The sequence below is a fragment of the Dactylosporangium sucinum genome (assembly GCF_014647515.1).
Taxonomy (GTDB): Bacteria; Actinomycetota; Actinomycetes; order Mycobacteriales; family Micromonosporaceae; genus Dactylosporangium; species Dactylosporangium sucinum.
In genome coordinates this window covers 12,630-27,719 of record NZ_BMPI01000034.1, presented here as the reverse complement: position 1 = coordinate 27,719, position 15,090 = coordinate 12,630, and the positions used below count along the sequence as shown (strand labels likewise).

At 72.2% G+C, this 15,090-nt stretch carries 13 protein-coding genes; 7 read left to right on the top strand and 6 right to left on the bottom strand.

Annotated elements, in window-relative coordinates:
* Positions 1–23: 23 nt before the first annotated feature.
* Both IEZ31_RS30470 and IEZ31_RS30465 read right to left on the bottom strand, forming a co-directional pair.
* Entirely contained in the window at positions 24–437 is a 414-nt protein-coding gene (locus IEZ31_RS30470) for a MarR family winged helix-turn-helix transcriptional regulator (protein WP_190253465.1), read from the bottom strand.
* A gap of 90 nt (positions 438–527) precedes the next feature.
* Complete coding sequence (locus IEZ31_RS30465) at positions 528–1,322, bottom strand: GntR family transcriptional regulator (protein ID WP_190253464.1); 795 nt, start codon at positions 1,320–1,322, stop codon at positions 528–530.
* A gap of 207 nt (positions 1,323–1,529) precedes the next feature.
* Between IEZ31_RS30465 and IEZ31_RS30460 the strand changes: the two genes are divergently transcribed.
* Complete coding sequence (locus tag IEZ31_RS30460) at positions 1,530–2,744, top strand: pyridoxal phosphate-dependent aminotransferase (protein WP_190253463.1); 1,215 nt, start codon at positions 1,530–1,532, stop codon at positions 2,742–2,744.
* Between the two features lie 141 nt (positions 2,745–2,885).
* Here the strand turns inward: IEZ31_RS30460 and IEZ31_RS30455 are convergent, their stop codons facing one another.
* The gene (locus IEZ31_RS30455) at positions 2,886–3,767 is read right to left on the bottom strand and encodes a PAC2 family protein (RefSeq protein ID WP_190253462.1); all 882 of its coding nucleotides are present in this window, start codon (positions 3,765–3,767) and stop codon (positions 2,886–2,888) included.
* 99 nt (positions 3,768–3,866) lie between these two features.
* Here IEZ31_RS30455 and IEZ31_RS30450 point away from each other — a divergent pair, with 99 nt between their 5' ends.
* The 4 genes from IEZ31_RS30450 (at position 3,867) to IEZ31_RS30435 (ending at position 9,688) form a co-directional block, all read left to right on the top strand.
* Positions 3,867–5,570, top strand: coding sequence for a glycosyltransferase family protein (locus tag IEZ31_RS30450; protein WP_190253461.1), 1,704 nt, complete (start codon positions 3,867–3,869; stop codon positions 5,568–5,570).
* A 9-nt stretch (positions 5,571–5,579) separates the two neighbouring features.
* The gene (gene metH, locus IEZ31_RS30445; RefSeq protein ID WP_190253460.1) at positions 5,580–9,095 is read left to right on the top strand and encodes a methionine synthase; all 3,516 of its coding nucleotides are present in this window, start codon (positions 5,580–5,582) and stop codon (positions 9,093–9,095) included.
* A 133-nt stretch (positions 9,096–9,228) separates the two neighbouring features.
* Entirely contained in the window at positions 9,229–9,456 is a 228-nt protein-coding gene (locus tag IEZ31_RS30440; protein ID WP_190253459.1) for a hypothetical protein, read from the top strand.
* Entirely contained in the window at positions 9,446–9,688 is a 243-nt protein-coding gene (locus IEZ31_RS30435; protein WP_190253458.1) for a hypothetical protein, read from the top strand. The genes IEZ31_RS30440 and IEZ31_RS30435 overlap by 11 nt, the downstream gene beginning before the upstream one ends.
* Here the strand turns inward: IEZ31_RS30435 and IEZ31_RS30430 are convergent.
* Complete coding sequence (locus IEZ31_RS30430; RefSeq protein ID WP_190253457.1) at positions 9,685–10,095, bottom strand: universal stress protein; 411 nt, start codon at positions 10,093–10,095, stop codon at positions 9,685–9,687. The genes IEZ31_RS30435 and IEZ31_RS30430 overlap by 4 nt on opposite strands.
* A 98-nt stretch (positions 10,096–10,193) precedes the next feature.
* Between IEZ31_RS30430 and IEZ31_RS30425 the strand changes: the two genes are divergently transcribed.
* Positions 10,194–11,147, top strand: a complete 954-nt coding sequence (locus tag IEZ31_RS30425) for a ketopantoate reductase family protein (RefSeq protein WP_190253456.1) — start codon at positions 10,194–10,196, stop codon at positions 11,145–11,147.
* Here IEZ31_RS30425 and IEZ31_RS30420 read toward each other — a convergent pair.
* Positions 11,118–13,184: an Ig domain-containing protein gene (locus IEZ31_RS30420; RefSeq protein ID WP_190253455.1), complete on the bottom strand. Its 2,067-nt coding sequence runs from the start codon at positions 13,182–13,184 to the stop codon at positions 11,118–11,120. The genes IEZ31_RS30425 and IEZ31_RS30420 overlap by 30 nt on opposite strands.
* A 236-nt stretch (positions 13,185–13,420) precedes the next feature.
* Here IEZ31_RS30420 and IEZ31_RS30415 point away from each other — a divergent pair, with 236 nt between their 5' ends.
* Positions 13,421–14,059 carry an HAD family hydrolase gene (locus IEZ31_RS30415; protein WP_190253530.1) on the top strand — a complete coding sequence of 213 codons (639 nt, stop codon included), beginning with the start codon at positions 13,421–13,423 and terminating at the stop codon, positions 14,057–14,059.
* Between the two features lie 3 nt (positions 14,060–14,062).
* Here the strand turns inward: IEZ31_RS30415 and IEZ31_RS30410 are convergent, their stop codons facing one another.
* Positions 14,063–15,076 (bottom strand): helix-turn-helix transcriptional regulator, encoded by a 1,014-nt coding sequence (locus IEZ31_RS30410; protein ID WP_190253454.1) that lies wholly within the window; start codon positions 15,074–15,076, stop codon positions 14,063–14,065.
* Between the last annotated feature and the right edge of the window lie 14 nt (positions 15,077–15,090).

The window sequence follows — 15,090 nt, the reverse complement described above, 5'->3', positions numbered from 1 at the left end:
GACGGTGTCCGGCTCGCGGCCGCTCACACGGTGGCCGCGAGCCGCGACAGCAGGTCGTGCAGCGCCCGGCGGTCGGGCTCGGGCAGCCCGGCGAGCATGGCCGCCTCCACGGTCTCGACCTGCTCCCGCAGCCGCCCGAGCAGCTCGGCGCCGGGCCCGGTCAGCGACAGCACCGTCCGGCGGCGGTCGGCGGCGTCCACGCCGCGGGCGACGAGGCCGCGCCGGTGCAGCAGGTCCACGAGGGCGACCGTGTTGCGCGGGTCGACGCCGATCATGTCGCTCACCCGCTGCTGATGCGCCGGCCCGGCGGTGTCGAGGCTCATCAGTACCGCGAAGTGGTGCGGCGCCAGCTCGTGCTCGGCGAGCATGCGCGACCATCGCCGCCGCGCCTCCGCTCCCAGCCGGGCCAGGAGGAATCCGGTGGTCGCTGTCTCCACGGCAAGGATCATAGGAAACGACGGTCGTGCCGCCGGTCGGCTCGCCGTAGCGGTCTGCCGTCTGTTGCCGGCCGCCGGCCGCCGGTCGCCTCAGCCGAGGGTCAGCCCCGGCTCGTCGTCGGGCAGCCCCGGGCGCGGGGCGGGGATGCGGTACTCCTCGGTGAGCGACGTCATCGGGCCGGGCCAGGCGGCCTGGGCGACCTCGATGGGCCGGTGGTCCTCGTCGTACGCGACGTGCAGGAGCACCAGCACGGGCGTGTCCGGCCGGATCTGCAGCAGCTCGGCCTCCTCGCGGCTGGGCAGCCGGGCGCTGACCTGGTCCTTCGCGCTCGTGTACCGGCGGCCGAGCTCGTCCTCGACCTCCTGGTACAGCGGCCGGCCGAACACGTCGGGCCGCTCGATCGACGTCCCGCGCACGTCGTTCGGCTTGAACCAGGACGCCCCGACCTCGACCGGCGACTCCCCGGTGCTCACCAGGTGGCGCCGCACCAGCAGCGGGGTCCCGGGATCGACGCCGAACGCCTCCGCCACGTCCGCGGGCGCGGGGAGCTGGGCGACGAGCATGAGGTGCTGGCGGTACCGCGCCGCGAGCTCCGCGTGGTATCCGCGCTCGGCGCCGTACCGCCCGCGCGAGAGCCGGTTCATCCGCCGCTTGGTCCCGCGGACGAAGGTGCCGGACCCCGGCCGGGTGATGAGCAGCCCCTCGATGCGCAGCTGGTCGATGGTGCGCTGCACGGTCTGCTTGGCCACCCCGAACTGGGTGGCGAGCATCGGGATGGACGGCAGCCGCTCGCCGGGCGCCCAGTCGCCCCGGTGGATCCGGGCGCGCAACTGCGCGGCGATCTGCCGGTGCGGAAACTCGGCGGCCCCGGGATTCACGGTCATGGGGCCCAAACTAGCCTCCTAGGAAGCTCGACGCAACGCGTTCGCCGCCATTGCCGAGCGCCCGGCCCCGACTGCGAGCGTTCCGCGGCGCGAGCGTTCCGCGTGGCGCGAGCGTTCCGCGTGGCGCGAGCGGGCGCGGCGTCCAGTTGGCCACATTCTGGGAAGTGGCTACGGAGTCCTGGGACACCGGCTCGTAATGTGGGCGCCATGCAGGTGACTCAGTCCGCGAAGCTGGCCAACGTCTGTTACGACATCCGCGGACCGGTCATGGCCGCCGCCAAGCAGATGGAGGCCGAGGGCCACCACATCCTGAAGCTCAACATCGGCAACCCGGCCCCGTTCGGGTTCGAGGCGCCGGAGGAAATTCTCCAGGACGTCATCCTCAACCTGCCCTCGGCGCACGGGTACGGCGACTCCAAGGGCCTGCTGTCCGCCCGCCGGGCCGTCGTGCAGTACTACCAGCAGAAGCAGGTGTACGGCGTCGACATCGAGGACGTGTACCTCGGCAACGGCGTCTCCGAGCTCATCGTCATGGCGCTGCAGGCCCTCCTCGACAACGGCGACGAGGTGCTGATCCCGTCGCCGGACTACCCGCTGTGGACCGCGTCGGTGAGCCTGTGCGGCGGGCGGGCCGTGCACTACGTGTGCGACGAGAGCAACGACTGGCTGCCCGACCCCGACGACATCGCGGCCAAGGTGACGGCCCGCACCAAGGCGATCGTCATCATCAACCCGAACAACCCGACCGGCGCCGTGTACTCACGCGAGATGATCGAGCGGATCACCGAGGTCGCCCGCCGGCACAACCTGCTCGTCTTCTCGGACGAGATCTACGACAAGATCCTCTACGACGACACGGTCCACGTCTCGACCGCGGCCGTCGCCCCCGACCTGCTGACGATCACCTTCAACGGCCTGTCGAAGGCCTACCGGGTGGCCGGCTTCCGCACCGGCTGGATGGTGCTCGCCGGGCCGAAGCAGCACGCGAGCAGCTACATCGAGGGCCTGGACATCCTGGCCAACATGCGCCTCTGCCCGAACGTGCCGACCCAGCACGCCGTGCAGACGGCGCTCGGGGGGTATCAGAGCATCAACGACCTCGTCCTGCCCGGCGGGCGGCTGCTCGCCCAGCGCGACACGGCCTGGCGGATGCTCAACGAGATCCCGGGCGTGAGCTGCGTGAAGCCCAAGGGCGCGCTGTACATGTTCCCGCGCATCGACCCCGAGGTGCACCCGATCAAGGACGACCTGCAGTTCGCCCTGGACCTGCTGCGGCAGGAGAAGCTCATGGTCGTGCAGGGCACCGGGTTCAACTGGCACAACCCGGACCATTTCCGCATCGTGACCCTGCCCAGGGTCGCCGACCTGACCGACGCGGTCGGCCGGATCGGCCGCTTCCTGTCCACCTACCGGCAGCACTGACGGCCGCCGCTCGCCGCGTCGATCTTGCAGTTGTGGTTCGGAAATGTCGTCATGTTTCCGGGCCAACCGGGCACCACAACTGCAAGATCGACGCGGCGAGCGGGCCCCGGGTGCGGGCCCCGGGTGCGGACGGACGGGCGGCTACCAGGCCCCGGTCGCCGACGGGCCGGCCTGGCCGCCGCGGCGGCGCAGGTACTTCTCGAACTCCTGCGCGATCTCGTCGCCCGACAGCGGCTGCAGGCCCGCGTCGCCGGCCCGCTCCTCCAGCTCACGGACGTATTCGGCCAGCTCCGCGTCCTGCTCGGCGGCCTGCTTGAGCCGCTCCTCCCACTCCGCGGACTGCTTGGCCAGGTCGCCGGTCGGGACCGGCAGGTCGAGGACCTCCTCGACCCGGTGCAGCAGGGCGAGGGTCGCCTTCGGGCACGGCGGGTTGTTGGCGTAGTGCGGCACGTGCACCCAGAACGAGATCGCCTCCAGGTCGGCGCGCACGCAGGCGTCGTGCAGCACGCCGACGATGCCGGTCGGGCCCTCGTAGCGGGTCGGGGTGAGGCCCAGCCGCTCGGCCGCCTCGCTCGTCGAGCGGGACGGGGCGGAGCCGCTCACCGGCAGCGCCCGGGTGTAGGGCACGTCGGCGAGCAGCGCGCCGAGCAGCACGATGCGGCTCACCTCGAGGGAGTGGCAGACCTCGAGGATCTCCTCGCAGAACGTGCGCCAGCGCATGCTGGGCTCGATGCCGCGGATGAGGACGATGTCACGCTCCGCGTCCGGCGGGGTCGCCACCGAGAAGCGGGTGGTGGGCCACTCGATGCGCCGGGTCTCGCCCTCGGACATGAGCACCGTGGGCCGGTTGACCTGGAAGTCGTAGAAGTCCTCGGGGTCGAGCGCGGCGATCGGATCGGCGCCCCACTCCTGCTCGAGATGCTCGACGACGGCGGTCGACGCGTCAGCAGCGTCGTTCCACCCTTCGAACGCGGCGATCGCGACAGGGGAGCGCAGCACGGGCAGGCCGTCGAACTCGGTCACGGTCCCAGCCTACGTGGGCGACCGCCGGATGGCTTGCCGGCCGCGCTGGTCGACGGGAGTCGGCTGCGCCCGTATATGATCACTATGTACTATCCCGGGGTGCGCAGTGGACTCCGTAGCGGACCTCGAGCCTGGCTGCTTTCCTTTCTCGCTTTCTTCCTGACGTTCGGGGCCTGGTGCTTCGCCGCCCCTTACGACGCTCCACCCGACGAGGTCCAGCACAGCATCCGCGCTGCGGGCGTTGCCTCGTTCGACCCGGGCCAGATCTTCGCCCGCCCGGCGGTCGTCCCCGACGCCTTCGGCAACCCCGGCATGGGTGCCTACCAGCGCGTTCCCGCCGGCATGGACGAGCACGCCGTCTGCTTCGGCAACCACCAGAAGCAACCGGCCAACTGTTCGCCGGGCATCCAGGGCGGCCCGATCGAAGAGGTGTCCACGAGCGCCGGGCGCTACAACCCGCTGTACTACTTCGTCGTCGGCCCGCCGCTGCGCTGGTTCCCGAACTGGGGCGGGCTCGTCGCGGCCCGGCTGATCAGCTCGGCGATCTGCGCCGCGCTGCTCGCCTCGGCCTTCGTGTGCCTGCTGCGCTGGTCGCGGTTCGGCCTGGCCGCCGCGACGATGCTCACCGTCACCACGCCGATGCTCGCCCACCTGGCCGGCGGCATCAACCCGAACTCGGTGGAGATCTCGGCCGGCATCGCGCTCTTCGCCGCCGGGATTCCGCTGCTGCTCGACCCGCCCGACTTCCGCAAACGCGGGCACATCACGCTGATGGGCATCTCGGCGGTGCTGCTGCTGAGCCTGCGCTCGGCCGGCCCGGCCTGGCTGGCGTTCGGCCTGTTCGCGCTGCTGGTGCCGCTGCGCTGGAAGTGGCTGAAGGAGTGGTTCAGCCTCACCCGCACCAAGTGGTGGATCGTGGGCGTGGTCGTCGCCGGCCTCGCCTCGGTCGCGTGGATCATCGGCATGAAGACCGGTGAGCTGGTCGTCCCGCCGGGCGGCCCGGACGACATCAAGGTCGGCGAGGCGATCGCGATGTACGCCGACGACTGGTGGCTGTACGTGATCGGCATGATCGGCGTCGCCGGCTGGTTCGACACGTTCCTGTGGACGCCCTTCTACCTGCTGTGGATCTCGGTGGTCTGCGGCCTCATCGCGCTCGGCGCGATCTTCACCGACTGGGCGACCCGCTGGCGCTACGCCGTGTTCTTCGTCGGTGGCGTGGTGCTGCCCGGCTACCTGCAGGTCAGCCAGGTGAACCTGGTCGGCTTCATCACCCTCGGGCGGTACATGATGCCCCTGCTGTGCGGCCTCCCGCTGCTCGCGGCGTGGATGCTGGAGCGGGAGAACCGCGGCCAGAAGGAGCTGTTCGACGCGCGGCGCACCCGCACCCTCACCCGCGCCTACGTCGTGCTGCTGGTGCCGATCCACCTCGTGATGCTGGTGTTCGCCATGGTCCGCTGGCAGCGGGGCCTATCGCCGAACGCGGGCATCGGCTGGTTCAACCCGCTCGCCGGCCAGTGGCACCCGCCGACCGGATCGGTGCTGCCGCTGCTGCTCATGGTCGCCGGCCTGGTCTGGACCGGGTGGTTGTTCCTGAAGGTGCCGCACGAGGAGTGGGCCCCCGGGGAGGTCGAGCCGGCCGCCGAGCCGGCCAAAAGACCCGATCCGGCCGGCGGACCGGCGCACGTCCCGCAGCAACGCGCGGACGGGGACGGCTCACCCATCCTCCGGCAGAGTGGCGTGAACATGGAGTGGCCCGCGTCGCCCTTGCCCGAGGCCGATGGAGCGCCGTCTTCCCGATAGCCTTTGGGTATGGCGGACACGTTTCTGACGACCCTCCGCGAGCGCGTGCTGCTCGCGGACGGCGCGATGGGCACCATGCTGCAGGCCGCGGACCTGACCCTCGACGACTTCGAGGGGCACGAGGGCTGTAACGAGGTGCTCAACGTGACCCGCCCCGACGTGGTGCGCGGCGTCCACGAGGCGTATTTCGCGGCCGGCTCGGACGCCGTGGAGACCAACACGTTCGGTGCCAACCTCGCCAACCTGGGTGAGTACGGCATCGAGTCGCGGATCCGCGAGCTGTCCGAGGCCGGCGCGCGGCTGGCCCGGGCGGCCGCCGACGCGCACGGCACGCCGCAGCGGCCGCGGTTCGTGCTCGGCTCGATCGGCCCCGGCACCAAGCTGCCGACGCTCGGCCACGCGCCGTTCCGGTCGCTGCGCGACGCGTACTTCGACAACGCGGCCGGCCTCATCGAGGGCGGCGCCGACGCGCTCATCATCGAGACCTGCCAGGACCTGCTGCAGACCAAGTCCGCGATCATCGGCGCGCAGCGGGCCATGGCGTCGACCGGCAAGGTCGTGCCGATCATCTGTCACGTGACGGTCGAGACCACCGGCACCATGCTGCTCGGCTCGGAGATCGGGGCGGCGCTCACCGCCCTGGAGCCGCTCGGGGTCGACCTCATCGGGCTCAACTGCGCGACCGGGCCCGCGGAGATGAGCGAGCACCTGCGGTATCTCGCACAGCATGCGAAGGTGCCCGTCTCCGTCATGCCGAACGCGGGCCTGCCGCAGCTCACCGCGCAGGGCGCCTACTACCCGCTGACCCCGGACGAGCTGGCCGAGGCCCTGGAGCGGTTCGTCGTCGAGTACGGTGCGGGGCTGGTCGGGGGCTGCTGCGGCACCACGCCTGAGCACATCGCGGCGGTGGCCGGGCGGCTCGGCGCCCAGGCGCCGCACGCGCGGGCCCCGCAGGTCGAGCCGGGCGTGGCGAGCATCTACCACCACGTGCCGTTCCAGCAGGACGCCAGCATCCTCATGGTCGGCGAGCGCACCAACGCCAACGGCTCGAAGGCGTTCCGCGAGGCGATGCTCGCCGCCGACTACCAGACCTGCCTGGAGATCGCCCGCCAGCAGGCCCGCGACGGTTCCCACATGCTGGACCTCAACGTCGACTACGTGGGCCGCGACGGCGCGCAGGACATGCGCGAGCTGGCCGGCCGGTTCGCGACCGCGTCGACGCTGCCGATCATGCTCGACTCGACCGAGCCCGAGGTGATCGAGGCCGGCCTGGAGATGCTCGGCGGCCGGTGCATCGTCAACTCGGTGAACTACGAGGACGGCGACGGGCCGGGCTCCCGCTTCGCGCGGATGATGCCGCTGGTCAAGGAGCACGGCGCCGCGGTCGTCGCGCTCACCATCGACGAGGAGGGCCAGGCCCGCACCGCCGAGTGGAAGGTCCGGGTGGCGAGCCGCCTCATCGACGACCTCACCGGCCGGTGGGGGATGGCCGTCGAGGACATCCTGGTGGACTGCCTGACGTTCCCCATCACGACGGGGCAGGAGGAGGTGCGGCGCGACGGCATCGAGACGATCGAGGCGATCCGCCGGATCTCCCAGCGGTACCCCGGGATCAACTTCACCCTGGGCATCTCCAACGTCTCGTTCGGCATCAACCCGGCCGCGCGCCAGGTGCTCAACTCGGTCTTCCTGCACGAGTGCCAGCAGGCCGGCCTGACCAGCGCGATCGTGCACGCGTCGAAGATCCTGCCGATGAACAAGATCCCGGAGGAGCAGCGCAGCGTCGCGCTCGACCTGGTCTACGACCGCCGCGCCGAGGGCTACGACCCGCTGCAGCGGTTCATCTCGCTGTTCGAGGGCGTCGACGTCGCCTCCGCCAGGGCGTCGCGCGCCGAGGAGCTCGCCGCGCTGCCGCTGGACGAGCGGCTGAAGCGGCGCATCATCGACGGCGAGCGCAACGGCCTGGAGGCCGACCTCGACGAGGCCCTGCTCGGCCGGTCCGCGCTCGCCATCATCAACGACGTGCTGCTCGACGGCATGAAGACGGTCGGCGAGCTGTTCGGCTCGGGCCAGATGCAGCTGCCGTTCGTGCTGCAGTCGGCCGAGGTCATGAAGTCGGCCGTCGCGTACCTCGAGCCGCACATGGAGAAGTCCGAGGACGACGCCGGCAAGGGCCGCATCGTGCTCGCCACGGTCAAGGGCGACGTCCACGACATCGGCAAGAACCTCGTCGACATCATCCTGTCGAACAACGGGTACGAGGTCATCAACATCGGCATCAAGCAGCCGATCTCGGCGATCCTGGAGCAGGCCGAGGCCAAGGACGCCGACGCGATCGGCATGTCCGGCCTCCTCGTCAAGTCCACGGTGATCATGAAGGAGAACCTGGAGGAGATGAACGCCCGCGGCGTCGCCGGCCGCTGGCCGGTGCTGCTCGGCGGCGCGGCGCTCACCCGGGCCTACGTCGAGGACGACCTCTCCGCCCTGTACCAGGGCCAGGTCCACTACGCCCGCGACGCGTTCGAGGGCCTGGCGCTCATGGACCGGGTGATGACGGCGAAGCGGGGCGGCGCGCCGGTGGTGGACCCGGCGCGGGAGGCGGCGCTGGCTGCGCGCCGCGAACGCCGCGCCCGCACCGTCGAGCTCCGCGACGACCTGCCCGCGCTCGACGACGCCTCGGTGCGCTCCGACGTCTCCGAGGACGCCGCGGTGCCGGCGGCGCCGTTCTTCGGCACCCGGGTCGTCAAGGGCATCCCGCTCAACGACTACGCGGCGCTGCTCGACGAGCGCGCCACGTTCCTCGGCCAGTGGGGCCTGCGCGGCGCCCGCGGCGGCACCGGCCCCTCCTACGAGGAGCTCGTCGAGACCGAGGGCCGGCCCCGGCTGCGGTACTGGCTGGACCGCCTCGCCTCGGACCGCGTCCTGGAGGCGGCGGTCGTCTACGGCTACTTCCCCTGCTACTCCGAGGGCAACGACGTCGTCGTCCTGGACGAGAACGGCCACAGCGAGCGGGCCCGCTTCTCCTTCCCCCGCCAGCGCCGCGACCGCCGCCTGTGCATCGCCGACTTCTTCCAGCCGCGCTCGTCGGGCCGGCTGGACGTCATCGGCATGCAGCTGGTGACGGTCGGCCAGCCGGTCTCGGACTACACCGCGAAGCTGTTCGCCGAGAATGCATACCGCGACTACCTCGAGGTGCACGGGTTGTCGGTCCAGCTGACCGAGGCCCTGGCCGAGTACTGGCACAAGCGCGTGCGCGAGGAGCTCGTCCTGCCGGACGGCCGCCCGGTCGCGGCGGAGGACCCGGCCGACCTGGACGGCCTGCTGCGCACCGAGTTCCGCGGCTGCCGGTACAGCTTCGGCTACCCGGCCTGCCCCGACCTGGAGGACCGGGCGAAGACGGTGGCGCTGCTGCGCCCGGACCGCATCGGCGTGTCGTTGTCGGAGGAGTTCCAGCTGGTCCCGGAGCAGGCCACGGACGCCATCATCATCCACCACCCGGACGCGTCCTACTTCAACGCCAAGTAGCCGCGGGGTGGCAGCCGGCGGCGCCGCAGCGGCGCCGCCGCTGCGGCTGGCGGGAGCGGCATACGCTAGCTGCGTGACGGTCCTCCTCCGGCGGATGCCGGCGTCCGGCGAACCGCCTGCGAGACTCCTCGGCGTGAGCATCGCCGAGGTGGCCGAGGCACTGGAGGCACCACTGCACGACCAGTTCCGCGTTCGCATCGACCAGGACGTGCTCGCGGTCTACTCCGTGACAGCAGGACACCGCGCCGTCGGCGTGCTGCTGTTCCGGCAGGACGACTCCTTCGTGTGGCGGGTCGCGCGGGCGAAGCCGATGAGCGGCACCGAGTTTGAGGCTTGGCTCGGGAGGGATCGTGATGAGTGAACTGCCGGATTTCAGCGCCATGACGAAGGAAGAGATCGGCGACTGGTTCCTGGCCAACGACACCAGCGCACTGGTGACCGCGGCCCGGCCTGCCATGGAGCCGATGGTGCAGGTCGACGAGCGCGACGTGCCCATCGTGAGGCCGGCCACATTCCGGTTACCGCCATCGATGCTCGAGTGGCTGGAGCAGGCGGCGGGCCGAGACCGGGAGGGCAAGTCGGGCAGGGCCTAGGCCGGGGCGCGGACGATCAGCACGTCGCAACCGGCTCGATGGGTGACGATCGACGGGACCGAGCCCAGCCCGGCCCCCGCCGCCGACCCCAGCCCATGGTTGGCCAGGACGATCAGGTCCGCCGACTGGGCCTCCGCGACCGACAGCAGCGCCTGGTGCGGCGAGCCCTCGACCAGCTCCGTCTGCGGCTCGGGCGCCCCCGCGGCCACGACCCGCGCGACCGCCGACCGCACCGCCTCCTGCGCCGCGCGCAGACCGAGCCCGCCGTCGAAGTCGTGGCCCGCGGGGCAGTACGCGCACACGACGATCAGCAGGGCGTCGGGCGCCAGGTGGGTCGCCGCGCGCTCCACCGCCATCAGCGATGCCTCGGAACCGTCAGTGCCGACGACGACCGTGCTGTACTCCATGAACAACGCTTCCCCCGGCTAAACGCATTCAGCCAACGGTCCGAGACCGACGGCATTGATGTCAATAGAATTCGTGTGCCGTGCGTTACGGTCGGACCGTGCGATGGATCATCTACGGGGCCGGTGCGGTCGGGGGCGTGGTGGCCGGGCGGCTGGCCGGGTCGGGGCAGGAGGTCGCCGTCGTGGCCCGCGGCGCGCACCTCGACGCGATCCGCCGCGACGGGCTCACGCTGCGCCAGCCGGGCGGCGACACGGTGCACCGGCTGGAAAGTTACGGCGACCCGGCCGAGGTCGACCGGCGGCCGGGCGACGTCGTGGTACTCGGGATGAAGAGCATGGACACCGAGGACGCCCTCCGGCGGCTGGAGTTCGACGGCCCCGTGGTGTGCCTGCAGAACGGGGTCGTCAACGAGCGGCTCGCGTTGCGGCGTTTTCCCCGGGTGTACAGCGTGTGCGTCATGCTGCCGTCCGCCCATCTCGCGCCCGGGGTGGTGGAGGCGCAGTGCGCGCCGGTGCCCGGCATCCTCGACCTCGGCCGGTATCCGGGCGGGCTCGACGACACCGTCGCGTCCCTGTCGGAGGGCCTGCGCAAGGCCGGCTTCCACTCGCAGCCGCGGGCCGACGTGATGCGGTGGAAGTACCGCAAGCTCATCATGAATCTCGGCAACGCCGTGGAGGCGCTGTGCGGGCACGTCGACGGCCTCGACGAGGCGGTCCGGCCCCTGCGGGAGGAGGGCGAGGCCGTGCTGCGCGCCGCCGGGATCCCGTTCGTGTCGGCCGCGGAGGACGCCGAGCGGCGCGGCGACATCCTGCAGCTGCGGTCGCGGCGCGACGGCGGCTCGTCGTGGCAGAGCCTGGCGCGCGGCACCGGCACCGTCGAGGCCGACTACCTCAACGGCGAGATCGTGCTCCTGGGCCGGCTGCACGGCGTGCCCGCCCCGGCCAACGAGACGGCGCGCCGCCTCGTGGTGGAGGCGGCGCGCCGCGGTACCCCGCCGGGCAGTCTCACGCCCGAGCGGTTCCTAGAAGTTGTGCGCGCATCCGGCCGGTAGCAGCCGGGTGCGCAGCCCGCGGCGGACCCGGCCGAGGGCGAGCAGCGCCGTGCCGAGCGCGATGCTGAGCAGGGCGGTCCCCGCCAGGCCGGCCGTGTTGACGCCTGTCACCGCGAGCGAGCCGGTGCTCGCGACGTTCACGTTGAGCTTCATGGCACGGGCGGTGCCGTCGGGGGCCGATCCGAGCGCGACGATCGTGTGCCGGCCGGCGGCCAGCGCCCTGGGCACGGTGACGGAGAGGCTGAAGGCGCCGCTGCCGTCGGTGGTGACCGAGCCGAGCGGGCGCGGCTCGGAGTACACGTTGACCTGCACCGTGGAGAACGCGGCGAAGCCGGAGCCGACCACGACGATCCGCGATCCGGGCGCGGCCGAGTCGACGTCGCCCCGGGTCGTGGTCAGGGTCAGGTTGGTCGCGGGCGGCTCCGTCGACGGCACCGGCGCGGCGACCGTGACCGGGCTCGACGGCGCCGAGCCGGCCGAGTCGGGCCCGCCGCTGCGCGCGACGACGATGACGGTGTAGGCGGTCCCGGCGACGCCGCCGAGGACGCAGGTGGTCGCCGTGGTCGTGGTGCAGGTCGCCGGGCCGGGTGTGGCGATGGCCGTGTACCCGGTCGCGCCGGCGGCCGGGTCCCAGCTCACCGTGAGCGTGCTGATCCCGGCGACGGCCTGGACGTTGGCCGGCGCCGCGGTGGCCACGCCGAGCGAGAGCGCCCTGTCGGCCGTGGTCGCGTTCGCGTCGGTGGCCCGCACGGTGAACTGGCTGGTGCCCGGCGTGGCCGGCGTGCCGGTGAGCGCGCCCGTCACCGGGTTGAGCAGCAGCCCGGCGGGCAGGCTGCCGGCGTGCACCGTCCACGTGTACGGGCCGGTCCCGCCGTCGACCGCGAGCGTGCCGGCGTAGCCGCTGCCGGCCGTGCCGGCCGTGAGCGACGCGGTGGTCACCGCCAGCGCCTGCGCGGTGACGGCGATCGTCAACGCCTGCGTGTCGGTGGCGGACGACGCGTCGGTGACCTCCACGGTGAGGTTCTCCGAGCCGGTCACGGTCGGTGTGCCGGTGATCGCGCCGGTGGCCGGGTCGAGGCTCAGCCCGGCCGGCAGGGCGCCGGCGGTGACCGCCCAGGTGTACGCGCCGGTGCCGCCGGTCGCGGCCAGCGTGGCCGAGTACGCGGTGTCCTTCACGCCGGCCGGTGCGCTCGTCGTGGTGACGGTCAGCGGCGGCGGGACGACGTCGAGCGTGAGCGCCTGGGTGTCGGTGGCGGAGCTCGCGTCGGTGACCTCCACCGTGAAGCTCGACCCGCCGACGCCGGTCGGGATGCCGGCCAGGGCGCCGGTCGACGGGTCGAGGGTCAGGCCGGCCGGCAGGCTGCCGGCGCTCACCGCGTACGTGTACGGCGTGGCGCCGCCCGTGACCGCGATCGTCGCGCTGTACGCCGTGTTCAGGGTGGCGTCGGCCAGCGTCGTGGTGGTGATGGTCGGGCCGGCCGGGTTGACCTGCAGCGTGTACGGGCGGGACTCGGTGCCGCCGACGAAACCCCAGGCCTGCACGGTGAAGTCGAACGTGCCGGAGGCCGCCGGGACGCCGTTGAGGAGCCCGGTCGGGCTGATGATCATGCCGCTCGGCAGTGCGCCGCTGATGATGGAGAACGACACGGGCGGCAGGGCGGTCGAGCTCGTCAGGCCGACGTTGTACGGCTCGCCCTGGATCGCGTCCGGCAGCGTGCCGGGGCTGATCGTCTCGGGGCCGCGCGCGGCGTGCGCCGTGCGGCCGTTCGTCTTCTGGTCGGCCGTCTTCGTGGCGTCGGCGGCCTTCGTGGTGTCCGCGGTCGTCGCGGTGTCCGCGGTCCTCGTGGTGTCGGCGGTCTTCTTGACGTCCGCGGTCTTCTTGCCGTGCGTGGCTTTCTTGCCGTGCGTGGCTTTCTTCCTGTGGGCGACTTTCGTACCGTGCGCGGCGCGCCGGTGCTGCTTGTCGTGCTGCTCGTGGCCGGCGGCCTGGGCCGGGGCGCCGGTGAGCACGCCCCCCGCCACGGTGGTCAGGATCATTGCGGACACCGCACGCAAGACTACAGTCAGCACCTAGTACCTCACATTCCGTGCAAACCTACAAGGCCAGGCTTACCAGTTCGTGAGCTACCAAGCTGTGATAAGTCAGATATTTCCGGTCATATTTCCTCGGGCCGGGTCAGGACCAGAAGTCCCGGCCGGTCGTGACGTTGCGCACGAAGGTGCCGGGATCCGCCGCCCGGCTTGGCAGGATCCGTGGTGTGGGTCTGCAGGCGGTGCTCTTCGACATGGACGGAACCCTGGTCGACAGCGAGAAGGTCTGGTCGGTCGGCCTGACCGAGTTGGCCGCCCACCACGGCGCCACCCTCTCCGAGGCGGCCCGCAAGGCGATGGTCGGCACCAACATGACCGACTCGATGCGCATCCTGCACACCGACCTTGGCCTGCCGACGGGCCGCGCCGACACGGACGCGAGCGTGGTCTGGCTGGAGGACCGCGTGAAGCACCTCTTCCGCGACGGCCTGGTCTGGCGCCCCGGCGCGCGGGAGCTCCTGGCCGAGCTTCGGGCCGCAGGTGTACCGCTGGCGCTGGTCACGGCAACCCACCGCCACCTGGTGGACGTGGCGTTGGTGACGATCGGCGCCGACAACTTCGACGCCGTGGTCGCGGGCGACGAGGTCGACGAGACGAAGCCCCACCCGCTGCCGTACCTGACCGCGGCGACCCTGGTCGGCGCCGAACCCACCCGGTGCGTGGCGGTCGAGGACTCCCCGAACGGCCTGCAGAGCGCGCGGGCCGCCGGCTGCGCGGTCCTGGCCGTCCCGTGCGAGGTCGACCTCGACCCGGAGGGCGTCACGCTGGTCGGCTCGCTGCTCGACGTGGACGTCGACTACCTGCGCAAGCTCGTGCCGTAGCCGTCAGGCGGTGCCGGCGGCGCGGGACAGCAGCACGCGGCGGCTGCGGGTGCCCGTCTTCGCGAAGATGGACTTCAGGTGGTCCTGGACCGTGTGCTCGCTCAGGAACATGCGGGCGGCGACCGTGCGGGTGTCGGCGCCGGTCGTCAGGTGCTGCAGCAGCTCCGCCTCACGCGCGGCGAGCCCGCAGGCGCGGGCGAACACCGCCGTGCGGTCGGCGGGCGAGCTGTCCGCCACCGTGACGGCGATCTGGGCGTCCGCGCCGATCCGGGCCGCCCGCAGGGTGAGCCAGCGCCCGCCGGCGAGGTGCACGCGGGCCGTCGGCGGCTGCCCGTCGACGCCCTCCTCGACCGCGACGAGCTGCGCGGCGACGTTGTAGGCCGCGGCCGGGACGGGTTCGAGGTCCGCGGGCGGCGGCAGCAGCCGGGCCAGGTACTCCCGCGTCGGCGAGGTCTGGCCGAGCACGCGCAGGTCCGGGTCGAGGAGCAGCACCACGGGGGCGGGGTCGCGGGCCGCGGTCGTGGCGCTGAACGTGGCCGCCTCGCACCGGCGGATCGGCTCGGTCAGCAGCGCGGCGACCTCGTCGAGGAAGGCCAGCTCGTCCCGGGTGAACGTGCCGCCGCACCGCCACAGGTCCAGGAACGCCCAGCAGCCGTACCGGTCCCGCAACACCGCCGAGGCGACGTCGGTGACGCCCTGGTCGCGCAGCAGCTCCCGCCAGAACAGGCTCTGTTCGGGTACCTCGAGGCGAGCGGCGCCGGAAAGGCCGGTCCAGCGGTTGACCGCGGTGAGGTACTTGAGCCGGATGAGCCGCGGCAGGCCGGGCATGAGCGCCGGCGGGATCGCGGCCAGCGGAGCCGTCGCCACCGACGTCTCCGGGTCGGTCAGCGGCCAGACGTAGGCGGCGAAGGGCACGACGCGGCCGATCTCGGCGAGCGCGGCCGACCGCAGCGCCCGCGAGTCGGTCGCGGCGTCCGCGATCCGCCGGATCCGCTCCAGTGCCGCCGTGTCGACCACACCCTCACGGTAGA

Bases quoted from the DNA above. Each gene is read 5' to 3' on its own strand.
- IEZ31_RS30420 (WP_190253455.1), bottom strand. From the start codon at position 13,184: ATGATCCTGACCACCGTGGCGGGGGGCGTGCTCACCGGCGCCCCGGCC.
- IEZ31_RS30430 (WP_190253457.1), bottom strand. From the start codon at position 10,095: ATGGAGTACAGCACGGTCGTCGTCGGCACTGACGGTTCCGAGGCATCG.
- metH (WP_190253460.1), top strand. From the start codon at position 5,580: ATGGCGGACACGTTTCTGACGACCCTCCGCGAGCGCGTGCTGCTCGCG.
- IEZ31_RS30460 (WP_190253463.1), top strand. From the start codon at position 1,530: ATGCAGGTGACTCAGTCCGCGAAGCTGGCCAACGTCTGTTACGACATC.
- IEZ31_RS30465 (WP_190253464.1), bottom strand. From the start codon at position 1,322: ATGACCGTGAATCCCGGGGCCGCCGAGTTTCCGCACCGGCAGATCGCC.